Raw genomic sequence first — 17,381 nt, forward strand, 5'->3', positions numbered from 1 at the left:
ATCAATTTGAAGAAGGTGGCGGTCAGTTCGACCGTAGCGGCCTGTGGAGGGGAAGGCGCTGGCCCTGCGCGTGAGCGCAGGGTGAAACCGGCCCCGATGAAGCAGGAATCCAACAGCAGGCAGCTTTAAGCAGCAATGGCTAGCTTTGCGCAAGTTTGGAGGAACGGAAATCGCAAATACAAGAGGCCGGTGGAGAAATTGCTGCGGGAGGGGAAAGCGCACGGCGCGATGCCGTGGTGTGCAAGGTGGCGGCGCTGCCGCCACCCCCGCGGTATTACGACTGCGGCAGCAGCTGGTCCACGCCGTACAGCGCGGCGAGCTTCTGGACGTTCTCGGGAACGTTGATGAAGTCCAGGCGCTGGCCGGCCTTGAGCGCCAGGCGCTGCCAGCCCAGCATCACCGCCACGCCCGACGAGTCGGCCGTGCTGACGCCGCCCAGGTCGAACACGGTCTCGCCCGCGGCGATCGCCGCGCAGCCCTGCTCCAGCGCGCTTTTGGCGCTGCCGAAGGTGAGGGCGTCGAGCGAGAGCATGGGATTTGCCTCGGCCATTACTTCGGCGCCTTCAGCGGCTTGGCTGCCAGCTGCTGGTTACGCTCGGCCAGCTTCTTGATCAGGCCATCGATGCCGCCCTTGTTGATCTCGCTGGTGAAGGTGCCCTTGTAGGTCTCGACCAGCCACGCGCCCAGCACGTTGATGTCGTAGATCTTCCAGCCCTGTGGGCCGTTGGCCAGGCGGTAGTTCAGGGTGATCGGCTCGCCGCGCGCGACGTTCACCTGCGAACGCACCTCGACGTCGGTGGCGCCGGCTTCGGCGCGCATCGGCTTGAACTCGACGGTTTCGTTCTTGATCTGGGTGAGCGCGCCGGAATAGGTGTAGACCAGCAGGGTCTTGAATTCCTGCGACAGCTGCTTCTGCTGTTCCGGGGTGGCCTGGCGCCAGAAGCGGCCGGCCGCCTGCGCGGTCATCTTGTCGGCGTCGACGTGCGGCAGGATCTTGGAATTGACGAGGTCCATGATCTTGCTGCGGTTGCCGGACTGGATGTCCTTGTCGGCCTTGACGGTGTCGATGACTTCGGCGCTGATGCGCTTGACCAGTGCGTCCGGGGCTTCCGCGGCAATGGCGGCGGTGGCGAAGGCGAAGGTGGCGCTGGCTGCTGCGATCAGTTGAATGACTGGTTTCATGTGTCGTTTCCCTTATCGATGGAGGCCGCGCCGAGCGGGTGCCGGCGCGGCATGTCCATGGTTAACTCTTCTTACTTCTTCTCGGATGACACCGGTTGTGTAAGCATTTGTGAGCCTGCCGGCGCGGCAGCTGCCTTGCCGGCCGGATCGGCGCCTGGCTCGGCATTGCTGGTCGCGGCCTCGGCGTCGTCGCCCTGGCGCGGCGCGTTGCCGTCGTACACCTGGCTCTGGCGGCGCTGCATATAGCCGTCACGGATGAACTCGTAGCGGTCCAGCGCCGCTTCTTCCAGCAGGTTCGAGGCGTCCAGCAGGGTGGCGCGCTTGTCGACGATGTTCACGGCCTTGCCGATGTTGCGCCAGTTCACTGGTTCCTTGTAGCCCCAGATGTCGCCGGCCATATCGGCCGGCAAGGCTGCGGTGTCACGCACCGTAGATGGGCCCAACAGTGGCAACATCAAGTAGGGTCCGCTTGGAACGCCCCACACGCCCAGGGTCTGGCCGAAATCTTCGTTGTGCTTCGGGATGCCGGCTTCCGACGCGATGTCGAGCAGGCCCAGGATGCCGAAGGTCGAGTTGAAGGCAAAACGGGTCATATCGCCCATGCCGGCCTGGCCCTTGCCCTGCAGCAGGTTATTCACGGCGCTCCAGGCGTCAGACAAATTGCCGAAGAAATTGTTCACGCCAGTTTGCGCGAAGCTCGGCACCGTCTTCTTGTAGGCGGTGGCGGTCGGTTTCAGGACGGTGCGGTCGACCGCATCGTTAAAGCTGAAAACAGCGCGGTTGTACTTCTCGAGCGGATCCTGCGGATTCTGCGTCGTGGCGCAGCCGGTCAGCAGCAGGACTGCAGCGATTGCTGCGAGTCCATGGATACGGCCGGGGACAGCGAGTGGTGCGTGTGTCATTCACTACCTTCCTTTCCTTCAGCGGCCTTACTATAGATAAATTGATTGATCAAGTCTTCCAGCACCGTCGCCGATTGGGTACGGGCGATGCGGTCGCCGTCGACCAGGTTATTGGTGTCGCCACCCGGTTCGATACCGATGTACTGCTCGCCCAGCAAGCCGGCGGTCAGGATCTTTAACGAACTGTCTTTAGGGAATTTATATCCTGGCTCCATATCGAGGCGCACGAGCGCCTGGTAGGTCTTGTCGTCGAAGGTGATGTCACCCACGCGGCCAACCACCACGCCGGCGCTTTTCACCGGTGCCTGCGGCTTGAGGCCGCCGATATTGTCGAACTTGCCGGTCACGGCGTAGGTCTTGCTGAACGAAAGCGTGCTCATGTTGCCGACCTTGAGGGCCAGGAACAGCAGAGAGACCAGGCCCAGCAGGACAAACAGGCCAACCCAGACGTCGATAGTTTTGCGGTGCATACGAATACCCTAATGGAACTTGATTACTTTGATTTATTTATTGAACATCAAGGCGGTCATGATGAAGTCCAGGCCCCAGACCATCAGCGACGCGATGACGACGGTGCGCGTGGTAGCGCGCGACACGTCTTCCGGGGTCGGCTTGGTCTGGTAACCCTGGAACAGCGCCGTGAACGTGACCGCCACGCCGAAGATAAAGCTTTTGATTACACCGTTCAGTACGTCAGCGCGCACATCGACGCCGGCCTGCATCTGCGACCAGAACGCGCCCTCGTCCACGCCGATCAGCTGGACGCCGACCACGTAGCCGCCGAACACGCCAACGGCCGAGAACACGGTGGCCAGGATCGGCATCGCAATGACGCCGCCCCAGAAGCGCGGCGCCAGCACGCGCTGGACCGGGTTAATCGCCATCATTTCCATGGCCGACAGCTGCTCGCCGGCTTTCATGAGGCCGATCTGCGCGGTCAGCGAGGTGCCGGCGCGGCCGGCGAACAGCAGCGCGGTCACCACCGGGCCCAGCTCGCGCACCAGCGCCAGCGCCACCACCTGGCCCAGCGCCTGTTCGGCGCCGTAGGCCTGCAATGTGTAATACCCCTGCAGGCCCAGCACCATGCCGACGAACAGGCCGGAGACGATGATGATCACCAGCGAATAATTGCCGATGAAGTGGACTTGCTCTGAAATGAGAGCCGGACGCCGGAAGGCGCCGGGCGAGACGCCCAGCAGGTTGAAGAAGGCGCGGGTGGCGAAGCCGACACTGGCAATGGCTTCGCGCACGGTGCGGCCGATGGTGCCGAGGACATTTGCAATCATTTGCGCACTCCCAGGCCCAGGTCGTCGGCCAGTGACTTGCCCGGGTAATGGAAGGGCACCGGTCCGTCCGGCGCGGCGTTGACGAACTGCTGCACGTACGGGTCTTCCGACACGCGCAGGTCCGACGGCGTGCCTTCGGCGACGATCTTGCCTGCCGACATGAAGTACACGTAGTCGGCAATCGCGAAGCACTCGTGCACGTCGTGCGAGACCAGGATGGAGGTCGAGCCGAGCGCGTCGTTCAGGTTGCGGATCAGGTTGGCGGTGACGCCCATCGAGATCGGATCGAGGCCCGCGAAGGGCTCGTCGTACATGATGAGTTCGGGGTCGAGCGCCACGGCGCGGGCCACGGCCACGCGGCGCGCCATGCCGCCCGAGATCTCGGCCGGTTTCAGGCGGTGCGCATTGCGCAGGCCGACGGCGTTGAGTTTCAGGAGCACCAGGTCGCGAATCAGTTCTTCCGGCAGGTCGGTGTGCTCGCGCAGCGGGAAGGCGACGTTGTCGAACACCGACAGGTCGGTGAACAGGGCGCCGAACTGGAACAGCATGCCCATGCGGCGGCGCAGGCGGTACAGGCCGTCGGTGTCGAGCTGGTGCACGACTTCGCCGCCCACGCGCACTTCGCCGCGCTGGGGGCGGATCTGGCCGCCGATCAGCTTCAGGACCGTGGTCTTGCCGCAGCCCGAGCCGCCCATGACGGCCACGAGCTTACCGCGTGGGAAATCCATGCGGAGGTTCGACAGGATGGAACGATCCCCATAGGCAAAGTGCAGATCGCGGATTTCGACTAGGTTCGACACAGGGTAATTAGTATTTGGGTAATCCGTTATTGTAGTGCAGAAAGCTTAACCCCCGCTTGAGGCGCCCCATTTTCGGGCCGCTCTTCGACGTACTATTACAACAAAACTAACCGAGAAGTCAGATATTTCCACGGCTAAGCTTTTGTTTTTAAACAGATATGCATATCAATCAATATTGCATTTAATTGAATTTTATCAATAAATTCCATCGAGCAACGAAACCGGTAATTTTTGGTTAAGCCGCTGTCAGCCTCATGACGTGATGCGCTGCAATACTGTCTAGCCTAAGGACGTTGACCCGAAAACACCCGTGCGGACGCGCACATAAGTGTGTTTGTAAGTCACAATTCGCGGGTCGCTGTTGGTTCATGACCACAGCACATTGCCCAAGAATAAGAAAAGGCGGCCAAGGCCGCCTTTTTCCCAGATGCCGCGATTCAGCGCGGCAGCACCGAACTGCCCATCAGGAACTCATCCACCGCACGGGCGCACTGGCGCCCTTCGCGGATCGCCCACACCACCAGCGACTGGCCGCGGCGCATGTCGCCGGCCGCGAACACCTTGCTCGATGAGGTCTGGTAGGACTTGTCGCCCTCGGTGCTGGCGCGCGCGTTGCCGCGGGCATCCTTCTGCACGCCGAACGCGTCCAGCACATTCTGCACCGGCGACACGAAGCCCATCGCCAGGAACACCAGGTCGGCCTTGAGTTCGAACTCCGAGTTCGCCACCTCGACCATCTTGCCGTCCTTCCACTCGACGCGGCAGGCGATCAGGCGTTCAACCTTGCCGCCCTTGCCTTCCAGGCGCTTGGTCGCCACCGCCCAGTCGCGCTCGCAGCCTTCCTCGTGCGAGGACGAGGTGCGCAGGCGGGTCGGCCAGTAAGGCCAGACCAGCGGCTTGTTTTCCAGCTCCGGCGGCTGCGGCATCAGTTCGAACTGGGTCACGGAGGCGGCGCCGTGGCGGTTCGAGGTGCCCACGCAGTCCGACCCCGTATCGCCGCCGCCGATCACGACCACATGCTTGCCGGTGGCCTTGATCTGGTCCTTGAGCTTGTCGCCGGCGTTCACCCGGTTCTGCTGCGGCAGGAAGTCCATTGCGAAGTGCACGCCTTTCAGCTCGCGCCCCGGCACCGGCAGGTCGCGCGGCTGCTCGGCGCCGCCGGCCAGCACCACGGCGTCGAATTCCTTCTCCAGGTCTTCCGGGAAGATGGTGTCGCGCGCCATATTGCTGACGGTCGCCGGGAAGTCCTTGCCGATCAGGACGCCAGTCCGGAAGATCACGCCTTCCGCCTGCATCTGCTCGACGCGGCGGTCGATCAGGCCCTTCTCCATCTTGAAGTCGGGGATCCCGTAGCGCAGCAGGCCGCCGATGCGGTCGCTCTTCTCGAACACGGTGACGGCATGGCCGGCGCGCGCCAGCTGCTGGGCGGCGGCCAGGCCGGCCGGGCCGGAACCGACCACGGCGACCTTCTTGCCCGTTTTGATGGCTGCCGGTTCCGGCACGATCCAGCCGTGCTCCCAGCCCGCATCGGAGATCTTGCGCTCGATCGACTTGATGCCGACCGGGTCGTCGTTGATGCCGAGCGTGCAGGCAGATTCGCAGGGCGCCGGGCAGATGCGGCCGGTGAACTCGGGGAAGTTGTTAGTCGAATGCAGGTTCTCGACGGCCGCACGGTAGTTGCCGTGGTAAACCAGGTCGTTCCAGTCCGGGATCATGTTGTTGACCGGGCAGCCCGTGTTACAGAACGGGATGCCGCAATCCATGCAGCGCGCGCCCTGCACCTTGGCCTGGCCATCGCTCAGGGTCAGCACGAATTCCTTGTAGTTCTTGACGCGATCAGCGGGCTCAAGGTGACCCTCTTCCTGCCGTTCGAATTCCATGAAACCGGTAATTTTGCCCACGTTGTTTTCCTTTTGTCGTTCCAGTGGCGGTGCCTGCCCTGCCACTATCTTCATTCCATCCACCACCACGTCGTTCCGGCGAAGGCCGGAACCCAAGTTCGTCGCATTACGTCTGCGCTTGCAAAATTGGGTTCCCGCCTGCGCGGGAACGACGTTGTTTGAGTGCGTTGCTTAAGCGGCCAGCTCGATCTTGTCGTTCGCCTCTTCCATGCTCGAGTTGTGCATCTCCTCGAGCGCCCGTTTGTAGTCGGTCGGGAAGACCTTCACGAACTTGGTGCGGCTGTTGGCCCAGTCGTCGAGCAGGTTGCGCGCGCGGGTAGAACCCGTGTGCTTGAAGTGGCGCTCGATCAGGCGGCGCAGGATGGTTTCATCCGACTCGCGCTCGCCGTTGCGGGTCTGGCTGTGCCAGCCGGACTTGTCACCCTGCTGCTTGGTGGCCAGCACCGGCTCCAGGTTCACCATCGAGGTATTGCACTTGCCCTCGAACTCGCCCTTCGGGTCATACACGAAGGCGACGCCGCCCGACATGCCCGCGGCGAAGTTGCGGCCGGTCTCGCCCAGCACCACCACGGTCCCGCCGGTCATGTATTCGCAACCGTGGTCGCCGCAGCCCTCGACCACCGCGATGGCGCCCGAGTTGCGCACGGCGAAACGCTCGCCCGCCACGCCATTGAAGAAGGCTTCGCCGGCGATCGCGCCATACAGCACGGTGTTCCCGACGATGATGTTGTCCACCGCCCAGCCGCGGAACTCGGTGTTCGGGCGCACGATGATGCGGCCGCCCGACAGGCCCTTGCCGACGTAGTCGTTGCCTTCGCCGACCAGGTCGACCGTGATGCCGGCCGCCAGGAAGGCAGCGGCCGACTGGCCCGCGGTGCCCTGCAGCTGGATGTGGATGGTGTCGTCCGGCAGGCCGGCGTGGCCGTAGCGCTTGGCCACTTCGCCCGACAGCATGGTGCCGACGGTGCGGTTCAGGTTCTTCACCGGCGAGATGAAGGACACCCGCTCGCCCTTTTCCAGCGCCGCTTTGGCCTGGGCGATCAGCTTGTGGTCCAGCGCCTTGTCCAGGCCGTGGTCCTGCGCGTCGGTGTGGAACAGCGCGCGGCGCGAATCGACCTTCGGTTGGTAGAAGATGTTGCTGAAGTCCAGTCCCTGCGCCTTCCAGTGCCCGACCGCCTTCGATTTGTCGAGCAGGTCGGCGCGGCCGATCAGTTCGTCGTAGCTGCGGATGCCCAGTTGGGCCATCAGCTGGCGCGCTTCTTCGGCCACGAAGAAGAAATAGTTCACCACGTGCTCTGGTTTGCCCTGGAACTTGGCGCGCAGGACCGGGTCTTGCGTGGCCACGCCCACCGGGCAGGTATTGAGGTGGCACTTGCGCATCATGATGCAGCCTTCGACCACCAGCGGCGCGGTGGCGAAGCCGATTTCGTCGGCGCCCAGCATGGCGGCCACCACCACGTCGCGGCCGGTGCGCATCTGGCCGTCGGCCTGCAGGCGGATGCGGCTGCGCAAGCCGTTGAGCACCAGGGTTTGCTGGGTCTCTGCCAGGCCCAGCTCCCACGGGGTGCCGGCGTGCTTGACCGAGGACAGCGGCGAGGCGCCGGTACCGCCGTCATGGCCGGCGACCACGATGTGGTCGGCCTTGGCCTTGGCCACGCCCGCAGCGACGGTGCCGATACCCACTTCCGACACCAGCTTCACCGAGATCGAGGCGTTCGGGTTGGCGTTCTTCAGGTCGTGGATCAGCTGCGCCAGGTCTTCGATCGAATAGATGTCGTGGTGCGGCGGCGGCGAGATCAGGCCCACGCCCGGCACCGAGAAGCGCAAGGACGCGATGTACTCGGACACCTTGTGGCCCGGCAGCTGGCCGCCCTCGCCCGGCTTGGCGCCTTGCGCCATCTTGATCTGGATCTGGTCGGCCGAGGCCAGGTATTCGGCAGTGACGCCGAAACGCCCCGACGCCACCTGCTTGATCTTCGAGCGCAGCGAGTCGCCGTCTTCCAGCGGGATATCCACCGCCACGCGGTCGGTGCCCAGGATCGAGGCCAGGGTTTCGCCCTTGGCGATCTTGATGCCCTTGAATTCGCCCATGTAGCGCGCCGGGTCCTCGCCGCCTTCGCCGGTATTGCTCTTGCCGCCGATCCGGTTCATGGCAATGGCGAGCGTCGCGTGGGCTTCGGTGCTGATCGAGCCGAGCGACATGGCGCCGGTGGCGAAGCGCTTGACGATCTCTTTCGCTGGCTCGACTTCGTCCAGCGGGATCGCCTTGGATGGGTCGATCCGGAACTCGAACAGGCCGCGCAAGGTCAGGTGGCGGCGGGTCTGGTCGTTGATCAGCTGCGCGTATTCCTTGTAGGTGCTGAAGTTGTTCGAACGGGTCGAGTGCTGCAGCTTGGCGATGGCGTCCGGAGTCCACAGGTGGTCTTCGCCGCGCACGCGGAAGGCGTATTCGCCGCCGGTATCCAGGGCATGCGCCAGCACCGGGTCGGCGCCAAAGGCCAGTGCGTGCAGGCGCAGCGCTTCTTCGGCCACTTCGAACAGGCCGATGCCCTCGACGGTGGACGAGGTGCCGCGGAAGTACTTGTCGACCAGCGACTTGTTCAGGCCCACGGCTTCGAAGATCTGCGCGCCGCAGTAGGACATGTAGGTGGAGATGCCCATCTTCGACATCACCTTCATCAGGCCCTTGCCGATGGCCTTGGTGTAGTTATAGCAGGCCTTGTCGACGTCCATCTCGTGCGGCAGGCTGTGCGCGAGTTCGGCCAGGGTTTCCAGCGCCAGGTAAGGGTGCACGGCTTCGGCGCCGTAGCCGGCCAGCAGCGCGAAGTGGTGGGTCTCGCGGGCCGAACCGGTTTCCACCACCAGGCCGGTGGAGGCGCGCAGGCCGCGGCCCACCAGGTGCTGGTGGATGGTGGAGGTGGCGAGCAGCGCGGGAATCGCGACCTGTTCGCTGGAGAGGTTGCGGTCCGAGATGACCAGGATGTTGTGGCCGGACTTGACCGCATCGACCGCTTCCGCGCACAGCGAAGCGAGCGAGGCTTCGATGCCTTCCTTGCCCCAGGCGACCGGATAGCAGATGTTCAGCTCATACGACTTGAACTTGCCGCCGGTGTGCTGGCTGATCGAGCGCAGGCGCGCCATGTCGTCGAAGCCCAGCACCGGCTGCGAGACTTCCAGGCGCATCGGCGGGTTGACGTTGTTGGTGTCGAGCAGGTTCGGCTTGGGGCCGATGAAGGACACCAGCGACATCACCATGCTTTCGCGGATCGGGTCGATCGGCGGATTGGTGACCTGGGCGAACAGCTGCTTGAAGTAGTGGTACAGCGGCTTGAGCTTGTTCGACATCACCGCCAGCGGCGAGTCGTTGCCCATCGAGCCGGTGGCCTCTTCGCCCAGCACGGCCATCGGGGCCATCAGGAACTTCAGGTCTTCCTGGGTGTAGCCGAAGGCCTGCTGGCGGTCGAGCAGGGAAATGGCGCTCTTCTCGCCCTGTGCCGGGATGTCCTTGTTGCGGTGCTGGGCCAGCTGGCTTTCCGACAGCTTGATTTCATTGAGCTTGATGCGCACCGACTTGATCCAGGCCTTATAGGGCTTGGCGTTCGAGTAGGTGTCTTTCAGTTCCTTGTCGTCGATGATGCGACCGGCTTCCAGGTCGATCAGGAACATCTTGCCCGGCTGGAGGCGCCACTTCTTGACGATGCGCGATTCTGGAATCGGCAGCACGCCCGATTCGGAGGCCATGACCACCAGGTCGTCCTCGGTGATGACATAGCGCGCCGGGCGCAGGCCGTTGCGGTCGAGCGTGCCGCCGATGTGGCGGCCGTCGGTGAAGGCCATGGCGGCCGGGCCGTCCCAGGGTTCCATCATCGCGGCGTGGTATTCGTAGAAGGCGCGGCGGTTGTCGTCCATCGAGGTGTGGTTCTCCCAGGCTTCCGGGATCATCATCATCATCGCCTGGGCGATCGGGTAGCCGGCCATGACCAGCAGCTCGAGGGCGTTGTCGAAGCAGGCGGTGTCGGACTGGCCTTCGTAGATCAGCGGGAAGAGCTTGCCCAGGTCCTCGCCCAGCACGGCCGATTTCAGCACGCCTTCGCGCGCGCGGGTCCAGTTGAAGTTGCCCTTGACGGTGTTGATCTCGCCGTTGTGCGCGATCAGGCGGTAGGGGTGGGCCAGCGGCCATTCCGGGAAGGTGTTGGTCGAGAAGCGCTGGTGCACGAGGCTCAGGGCCGAGATGCAGCGCGGGTCCTGCAGGTCGCGGTAGTACACGCCCACCTGGTCGGCCAGCAGCAGGCCTTTATAGACGATGGTACGGGCCGACATCGACGGCACGAAGAACTCCTTGCCGTGCAGGAGTTTCAGGGCCTGGATCGCGTGGCCGGACGACTTGCGGATAACGTAGAGCTTACGTTCCAGCGCGTCGGTGACCATGATGTCCGGGCCGCGGCCGATGAAGATCTGGCGGATCACCGGCTCCTTGGCTTTCACGAAGGGCGACATCGGCATGGTCTCGTCGACCGGCACGTTGCGCCAGCCCAGCACGACCTGGCCTTCGATGCGCACGGCGCGTTCGATTTCCTGCTCGCAGGCGATGCGCGAGGCGTGCTCCTTCGGCAGGAACACCATGCCGACGCCGTATTCGCCGGGCGGCGGCAGCTCGACACCCTGCCTGGCCATCTCGTCGCGGAAGTACTGGTCGGGGATCTGGATCAGGATGCCGGCGCCGTCGCCCATCAGGGCATCGGCCCCCACCGCGCCGCGGTGGTCCAGGTTCTTCAGGATCTGCAGGCCCTGCTCGATGATCGAGTGGCTCTTGTTGCCCTTGATATGGGCGATGAAACCGACACCACAGGCATCGTGTTCATTGGCGGGGTCGTACAAACCTTGGGCAATCATGAGGCAATCTCCACAGCTATTTCGGGTCGAAAATCGAGAATAGTGCAATGCAACACAAACGGCAACAAGAATAATGAGGGTCGGAGTCGAATTGTTTGATAACTTTTCCGAACGAGATTTAATTAGGGACAGAGTAAAATCGGGCGGCGCGCGAGCCCTTGATGAGATCGCCCCCGCGCTATGCGTCCGTCAAAGGGGGGATCGGCGCCCTGAACGGCCGTCCACGCTTGGCCGGCAGGATCTGGCGGCTGGTCTTGCGTTCCAGCTCGGCCTTGAAGGCATCCGAACCGAGTGGCTGGTTCTTCAGGACCGCATTACTGATGAAATCCACTTCATCCTGGGCAATGCCCTGCATAACCAGGTCCGTATACGCCGCCTCACGCTGGAATGGCGTATTACCCAATCCCCAGTACAGCAGGTGGTCGGTGACGACTCCGTCGCTCCGCACGCCCGCGTGGTGGGCGTAGCTCGACCACGGATAGTCCAGCGGGCTGGCAACCAGGTTGGCGCGCAGCGGAGCGAGCTCGATATAGCGGCTGCAGGCCAGGAAATAGTGCTCGGTATCGATGAGCGAGGTACGGAAGCGCCCCTCGAACAGGCCACCGCTGCGCTCGTACTTGCTGTTGAACCAGGGGACGTAGAAGCGGCCCAGCTTCTGCATCATCAGCGCCAGGCCCGCGGCGTCGGCCGGCGTGGCCAGCACGTGCAGGTGGCTTGGCATGAGCACATAGGCGTGGATTGCCACCTGGTAGAAGCGCGCCGCCTCCTTCAGCCAGGCGATAAAACGCTGGTAATCCTCGTCTTCGCGGAAGATCGGCTGGCGGTTGTTGCCGCGCTGGAGAATGTGGTGCGGCTGCTTGGGGATGATCAGTCGGGGTAGGCGTGCCATGGGGAGTGCTCAAAGGTCGAGCAGGCATTCTAGCCCAGAAGGCTGACCCTGTCCCCAATTAATATGGGGATCGCCGAAAAACGGCCTGACCCTGTCCCTGATTAATCAGGAAAGGGTGAAGCCGGCGGACAGGCTGTAGCCTTCGCCGTAGGCGCTGCGCAGCGGCAGGTCCTGGCCCAGGCCCGAGCGGGCTTTCTTGCGCAGGCGGTACACCAGCATGTCGACCCGGCGGCTGGCGTCCGGGTCTTCGCCGCCCATGCCGGCCACGATGACGTGGCGCGGGACCGGGCGGGTGTTGATGGTCAGGAGGTGCAGGAAGTTGCACTCCTTTTCGGTCAGGTCGATCACCTTGCCGGCCAGTTCGAGCTGGCGCGCGCTCACGCGCAGGGTCCACTTGCTCGGCGCGGGGGCTGGATCGGCGGGACGCACGCGGCGATCGAGCGCTTCGATGTGGGCGGCCAGTTCCGGGAACTTGATCGGCTTGGTCAGGTAGTGGTCGGCGCCCAGGCGCAGGCCCAGGATGCGGTGATCGAAAGCGACGCGGCCGGTCAGCACCAGCAGGCCGATCTCGGGATACAGCTGGCGCATCCGCGGGATGACGTTGAAACCGTCTTCGTCCGGCAGACCCAGGTCGAGCACGACGACCGCTGCCGGCGTGCGCGTCAGCGCTGCCCACATCTCGCTCGCGGTCTTGGCGATCGTGACGTCGTGGTCGAGCTCCCGCAGGAATTCGGCCATGTCGTCGGCGTATTCGCCATTGTCTTCAACAATCAGGATCTGCGTCATGGTTGGCCAGGTTAATGATCGTTCCGATTATCACTGCTGGAACCCGATGAGGCAAGTTGTTGTTGTCCGCCCATATCCAAGCCGGGTAGCCACAGCCTGAATTCAGCGCCGCCGGGGTTTTCACCCAGGCGCAGCATGCCGCCATGGACGTCGACGATCGAGCGCGCGAGGTATAAACCGAGCCCGCTGCCGGGCAGTCCATCGGCATTGCGGCCACGGTAGCCCTTGTCGAAGATGCAGGCGGCGTCTTCTTCCGGCACGCCGCTGCCTTCGTCGCGCACGGTGAATTCGACGCCGCTGCCGCTGCGGCGCGCGCCGAGGGCCACCCGGGTGCCGGCCGGCGAGAACAGCAGGGCATTGTCGACCAGGACCTTCAGCGCCAGCCGCAAGCCTTCCGGTTCGCCGCGCAGGCCCACGCTGAGTTCTTCCGCGTCGACCGCCGCCTCGCGCCCCGCTTCGCGCACCTGCTTCACGCCGGCGGCCAGCAAGTCGCGCGGCGCGATCGTGTTGGCCTGGCGCAGCTTGCCGATGGCCGCCATGCGGTCCGGCGACAGGTATTCGTCGAGCATGGCGATCAGGCGGTCGGCCGCGACCGCGATCTTGCGGTAGCGCTGGCGGGTCGGCTCGTCGGCGCCGTGGGCGGTCGCTTCCAGGCGCTGGATGGCGCCGTCGATGGTGGCCAGTGGGGTGCGGAATTCGTGGTTCAGCATGCTCGTGAAACGGCGCTGCTCGACCAAGTGGGCGCGCTGCGGCGACAGGTCGCGCAGCAGTCCGACCAGCGCGGCGCTGCCGTCCGCATTGGCGAGCTGGGTCGAGATCACCTGCAGGCCGACCGGGTGGCCGTCCGCATTGCGCACATCGATGTCCTGGACCACGCGCTCGCCCTGCGTGCGGCCGTGGATGCTTGCGCCGAGATGCGCCGCCAGCGGCGCGAGCGCCGCGTGCTGGCCCGCCAACGCCTGCTGCAGGGCGCCCGCCTCGTGGCCCAGCAGGGCAGTGAAGGCGGGACTCAGGTAACGCAGTGTGCAGGAAGGGAGGTCGATGCTGAACGCGATGTCGCCCGCGAGTTCGGCGATGGTGCGGAAGTGTGCGTCCGGACTGGTCATCGAAGCCTCTCTGTTATCGATGGAGCAATGAAAATTGTCAGGCAGTATATCGTTGGTTTTGTCTTCCTGTACAGGTGCACCTGACCGTGCCGATGCACGCGCAAGATGAAAAATGCGCCACGACGCGCGCAGTTGTTGGATAATTCGGTCCATGAACGATACCGCTACCCTCCCCCCGCTTCCAGACCGGCTCTCGATCGATCCGAGCAGCCCTTTCCATAACCGCGACGTCTTCCAGCACGACATCGGCATCCGCTTCAACGACAAGGACCGTACCGACGTCGAAGAGTACTGCCTGAGCGAAGGCTGGATCAAGGTCGCCGCCGGCAAGACGCTCGACCGCAAGGGCAGGCCGATGCTGATCAAGCTGAAAGGCAAGGTCGAGGCGTTTTACAAGTAAAAATCACGTCGTAAACAAAGAAGGGCGACTGGTGGATGCCAGTCGCCCTTTTTTTGTTCACGCGGCAGACTATTACAATTATTCTTCCAGCGGTGCGAAGATCGCCTGCAAGTCTTCCTGCGTCAGCGCCATCTTCTGCGATTCGCCTTCGGACAGGATCGACTGCGCCAGCTCCGATTTCTTCTGCTGCAGCAACTGGATCTTTTCTTCCAGTGTGCCCTTGGCGATCAGCTTGTAGACGAATACCGGTTTGTCCTGCCCGATGCGCCAGGCGCGGTCGGTGGCCTGGTTTTCGGCGGCCGGGTTCCACCACGGGTCGTAGTGGATCACGGTGTCGGCCGCGGTGAGGTTCAGGCCGACGCCGCCGGCTTTCAGGCTGATGAGGAAGATCGGCACCGCGCCCTGCTGGAAGGCGGCCACCTGGGCTGAACGGTCGCGCGTCTCGCCGGTGAGCAGCGCGTAGCGGATGCCGCGCGCGTCGAGTTCTTCTTCGATGAGCGCGAGCATGCTGGTGAACTGCGAGAACACGAGGATCTTGCGGCCTTCGCCGAGCAGGTCTTCGACCATCTGCATCAGGTCGAGCAGCTTGGCCGACACCGCCGCGGTGTTCTTCTTGCCCGGCATGGCTTTTACCAGGCGCGGGTCGCAGCAGACCTGGCGCAGCTTGAGCAGCGCTTCCAGGATGACGATCTGGCTGCGCGCCACGCCCTTGCGGTCGATCTCGTCGCGCACCTTCTTGTCCATCGCCAGGCGCACCGTTTCGTAGAGGTCGCGCTGCGGGCCCGAGAGCTCGATGCGGCGCACCATCTCGGTTTTTTCCGGCAGCTCCTTGGCCACGTTGTCCTTGGTACGGCGCAGCAGGAAGGGCTTGATGCGGCGATTGAGCAGCATGCGGCGCACCGGATCGTCCTGGCGTTCGATCGGGTGGCGGAACTGGCTGTTGAAGGTTTTTTCGTCGCCCAGCAGGCCCGGCAGCAGGAAGTGGAACTGCGACCACAGCTCGCCCAGGTGGTTTTCCAGCGGGGTGCCGGACAGGCACAGGCGGTGGCGCGCGTTGAGCGAGCCGGCTGTTTGCGCCGCCTTGGAGCGGGTGTTCTTGATGTAGTGCGATTCGTCGAGGATCACCAGGTGGTAGTGGTGCTCGCGCAGCTTTTCCTCGTCGCGCGGCAGCAGCGCGTAGGTGGTGAGGACGATGTCGGCGCCGTCGATCTGGTCGAACAGGTCCATGCGCTCCTTGCCCTGCAGGAGCAGCACTTTCAGGCTCGGGGCGAAGCGCGCGGCTTCCTCGCACCAGTTGGTCATCAGGCTGGTCGGCGCGATGACGAGGGCCGGGCTGGTGAGGCGGCCGGCTTCTTTTTCGGTGAGGATGTGGGCGATGGTTTGCACGGTTTTACCCAGGCCCATGTCGTCGGCCAGGATGCCGCCGAGGTCGTACTCGCGCAGGAACTGCATCCACGACAGGCCATCCAGCTGGTAGTCGCGCAGGGTGGCTTGCAGGCCTTTTGGCGGCTCGACTTTCTTCACCGCGCCGAACTGGCTCAGCTTGCGGCCGGTTTCGCGCAGGCGTTCGCCGCCGCTCCAGCGCAGCTCGAGGCCGCGCGCCAGTTCCTCCAGGCGCGCCGCGTCCAGCGTGGACAGGCGCATGCGGCCCTTGATCTTGTCATTGAAGTACAGCTCGCCCAGGGTGGCCAGGATGGGCTTGAGGCGCCCCCACGGCAGCGCCACGCGGGTGCCGTCCGGCAGCGTGGCCAGGGTCTGGTCGGCTTCGGCGTGCGCGGCCAGCACGGCCGGGTCGAAGTCGTTCGGGGCGCTGCGGATCAATTGCACCAGCACCGGCAGCAGCGGCACGCGCTGGCGCGCCACGATGATGCCCAGTTCCAGTTCGAACCAGGCATTGCCCGCTTCGGCCGGTTCGTCGATGTGGGCGTACCACTCTTCGACCGGCACCACGTCGTAGCGGTACTTGGCCGATTTTTGCACGTGCCAGCCGGCGTCGGACAGCGCATCGAGGTCGTTTTCGGCGAAGCGCAGCCAGTGCGCCTGGCTGTCCAGCGCCAGTGCGCCTGCCATGGCGTTGAAGGGCGCCGTCACCGGCTTGCGGAAGCCGATTTCGTTGAGCTTGTTGAGCGCCGAGGCTTCGGCTTTCGGGTCGCGTTCGATGATCTCGGTGACGTCGCCGATCTGGCGCACCACGCGCTGGGCCGGATCGAACGACACGCGCTGGCCGTCGTAGTCGTAGGCCAGCACGGCGAAGTCGTGCCAGCGCGGCGCGCCGCCGTCCGACATCTGCACCGATTCGAGCAGCAGGTGCGGGATGGGTTTGACGTCGTTGCGCAGGCGCTGGGTGAGCGGCTGCGGCAGCGGCATCAGGCCCTGCAGGCCGTGCGCGAGCAGCAGCTGCGACACGCGCTTCTTGTCGGTGCCGGTGAGGGCCGGGGCCTGGGCCACCAGGGCCTGCAGTTCGGCCAGCGAGATGTCGATGCCGCCGCGATTGAGTTCCAATGGGCCGATCGACAGGTTGTCGATGTACCACGGCGGATCGGTCGGCAGCATGTAGTCGATCTGGTCGGCGGCGCTGTGGGTGGCGCCCTTGGCCGGTTCGACCGACCAGCCCAGCTTGGCCACGCGGCCTTCGTCGCGCCAGGCCAGGCTGGCAAGGCGCTGCGGGCCGGCCTGCAGCGGATACACCAGGCCGCCGGCCATGTCGGACCACGAGTTCGCCCACAGCAGCTTGCCCTGCTCGAGCAGCATCTGCAGCAGGATCGCGCCGACCTTGCCTTTGGGTTCGGTGGCGCTGGTGCCCTGCGCGGAGCCGCTGCGCATGGCGATGAAGAAGCGCACCAGGTCGACGTCTTCGCCTTCGAGGTAGGCCGGGGGCGCGGACAGCAGCGAGAACACTTCGCTCACCGGGCTGGCGGCGGCGACGTCGCCGTTCGGGCGCAGGCGCGCCTTGCACAGGCAGATGGCCACGTGGCGGCCGCCGCTGGTGGGCGCCATCACGTAGACAAACTTGTACTGCACGGCCTTCGGATCGACGACCTCGTCGGTCAGTTTAGGCTGGGGATGCGCCGCCGCTTCGACCCGTTGCAGCCAGCTCACCACCGGCGCGGGCAGGGCGGGAGCGCGTGCGGGAGCGCGGACAACCGGTGTGGCGTCGCTGGCGTTCTCGCGGTGATCATCGACTGTGTGCATGGGTCTCGTGGTGTCAGTATTAAAAACGACAATAAATACCATTA

Annotated in this window: 13 protein-coding genes; 1 reads left to right on the forward strand and 12 read right to left on the reverse strand. The window is 64.4% G+C overall.

Annotated features, from left to right (window positions below; translation table 11 throughout):
- Positions 1 to 274 precede the first annotated feature (274 nt).
- From BM031_RS00005 to BM031_RS00055, 11 genes are all read right to left on the reverse strand, one after another.
- Positions 275 to 532 carry an STAS domain-containing protein gene (locus BM031_RS00005; protein WP_229408335.1) on the reverse strand — a complete coding sequence of 86 codons (258 nt, stop codon included), beginning with the start codon at positions 530 to 532 and terminating at the stop codon, positions 275 to 277.
- 17 nt (positions 533 to 549) lie between these two features.
- Positions 550 to 1,182, reverse strand: coding sequence for an MlaC/ttg2D family ABC transporter substrate-binding protein (locus tag BM031_RS00010; RefSeq protein WP_091869349.1), 633 nt, complete (start codon positions 1,180 to 1,182; stop codon positions 550 to 552).
- Between the two features lie 71 nt (positions 1,183 to 1,253).
- Positions 1,254 to 2,084 (reverse strand): MlaA family lipoprotein, encoded by an 831-nt coding sequence (locus tag BM031_RS00015; protein WP_091869352.1) that lies wholly within the window; start codon positions 2,082 to 2,084, stop codon positions 1,254 to 1,256.
- Positions 2,081 to 2,554: an outer membrane lipid asymmetry maintenance protein MlaD gene (mlaD, locus tag BM031_RS00020; protein WP_091869355.1), complete on the reverse strand. Its 474-nt coding sequence runs from the start codon at positions 2,552 to 2,554 to the stop codon at positions 2,081 to 2,083. Before mlaD ends, BM031_RS00015 begins: the two co-directional genes overlap by 4 nt.
- A 33-nt stretch (positions 2,555 to 2,587) precedes the next feature.
- Complete coding sequence (mlaE, locus tag BM031_RS00025; protein WP_091869358.1) at positions 2,588 to 3,370, reverse strand: lipid asymmetry maintenance ABC transporter permease subunit MlaE; 783 nt, start codon at positions 3,368 to 3,370, stop codon at positions 2,588 to 2,590.
- Positions 3,367 to 4,170, reverse strand: coding sequence for an ABC transporter ATP-binding protein (locus tag BM031_RS00030; protein ID WP_091869361.1), 804 nt, complete (start codon positions 4,168 to 4,170; stop codon positions 3,367 to 3,369). The genes mlaE and BM031_RS00030 overlap by 4 nt, the downstream gene beginning before the upstream one ends.
- Positions 4,171 to 4,607: 437 nt before the next feature.
- Positions 4,608 to 6,071 (reverse strand): glutamate synthase subunit beta, encoded by a 1,464-nt coding sequence (locus BM031_RS00035; RefSeq protein WP_091869364.1) that lies wholly within the window; start codon positions 6,069 to 6,071, stop codon positions 4,608 to 4,610.
- Positions 6,072 to 6,242: 171 nt separating this feature from the next.
- Complete coding sequence (locus BM031_RS00040; protein WP_091869366.1) at positions 6,243 to 10,964, reverse strand: glutamate synthase-related protein; 4,722 nt, start codon at positions 10,962 to 10,964, stop codon at positions 6,243 to 6,245.
- Between the two features lie 178 nt (positions 10,965 to 11,142).
- Entirely contained in the window at positions 11,143 to 11,853 is a 711-nt protein-coding gene (locus BM031_RS00045; RefSeq protein ID WP_091869368.1) for a transposase, read from the reverse strand.
- Between the two features lie 105 nt (positions 11,854 to 11,958).
- The gene (locus BM031_RS00050; RefSeq protein WP_091869370.1) at positions 11,959 to 12,639 is read right to left on the reverse strand and encodes a response regulator transcription factor; all 681 of its coding nucleotides are present in this window, start codon (positions 12,637 to 12,639) and stop codon (positions 11,959 to 11,961) included.
- Positions 12,640 to 12,650: 11 nt separating this feature from the next.
- Positions 12,651 to 13,745, reverse strand: a complete 1,095-nt coding sequence (locus BM031_RS00055; protein ID WP_091869373.1) for a sensor histidine kinase — start codon at positions 13,743 to 13,745, stop codon at positions 12,651 to 12,653.
- Between the two features lie 151 nt (positions 13,746 to 13,896).
- Between BM031_RS00055 and BM031_RS00060 the strand changes: the two genes are divergently transcribed.
- The gene (locus BM031_RS00060) at positions 13,897 to 14,145 is read left to right on the forward strand and encodes a DUF3297 family protein (RefSeq protein WP_091869376.1); all 249 of its coding nucleotides are present in this window, start codon (positions 13,897 to 13,899) and stop codon (positions 14,143 to 14,145) included.
- Positions 14,146 to 14,223: 78 nt separating this feature from the next.
- Here the strand turns inward: BM031_RS00060 and BM031_RS00065 are convergent, their stop codons facing one another.
- Positions 14,224 to 17,337 (reverse strand): DEAD/DEAH box helicase, encoded by a 3,114-nt coding sequence (locus tag BM031_RS00065; protein WP_091869379.1) that lies wholly within the window; start codon positions 17,335 to 17,337, stop codon positions 14,224 to 14,226.
- Positions 17,338 to 17,381 lie beyond the last annotated feature (44 nt).

This window comes from Massilia yuzhufengensis (assembly GCF_900112225.1).
Lineage (GTDB): Bacteria > Pseudomonadota > Gammaproteobacteria > Burkholderiales > Burkholderiaceae_D > Telluria > Telluria yuzhufengensis.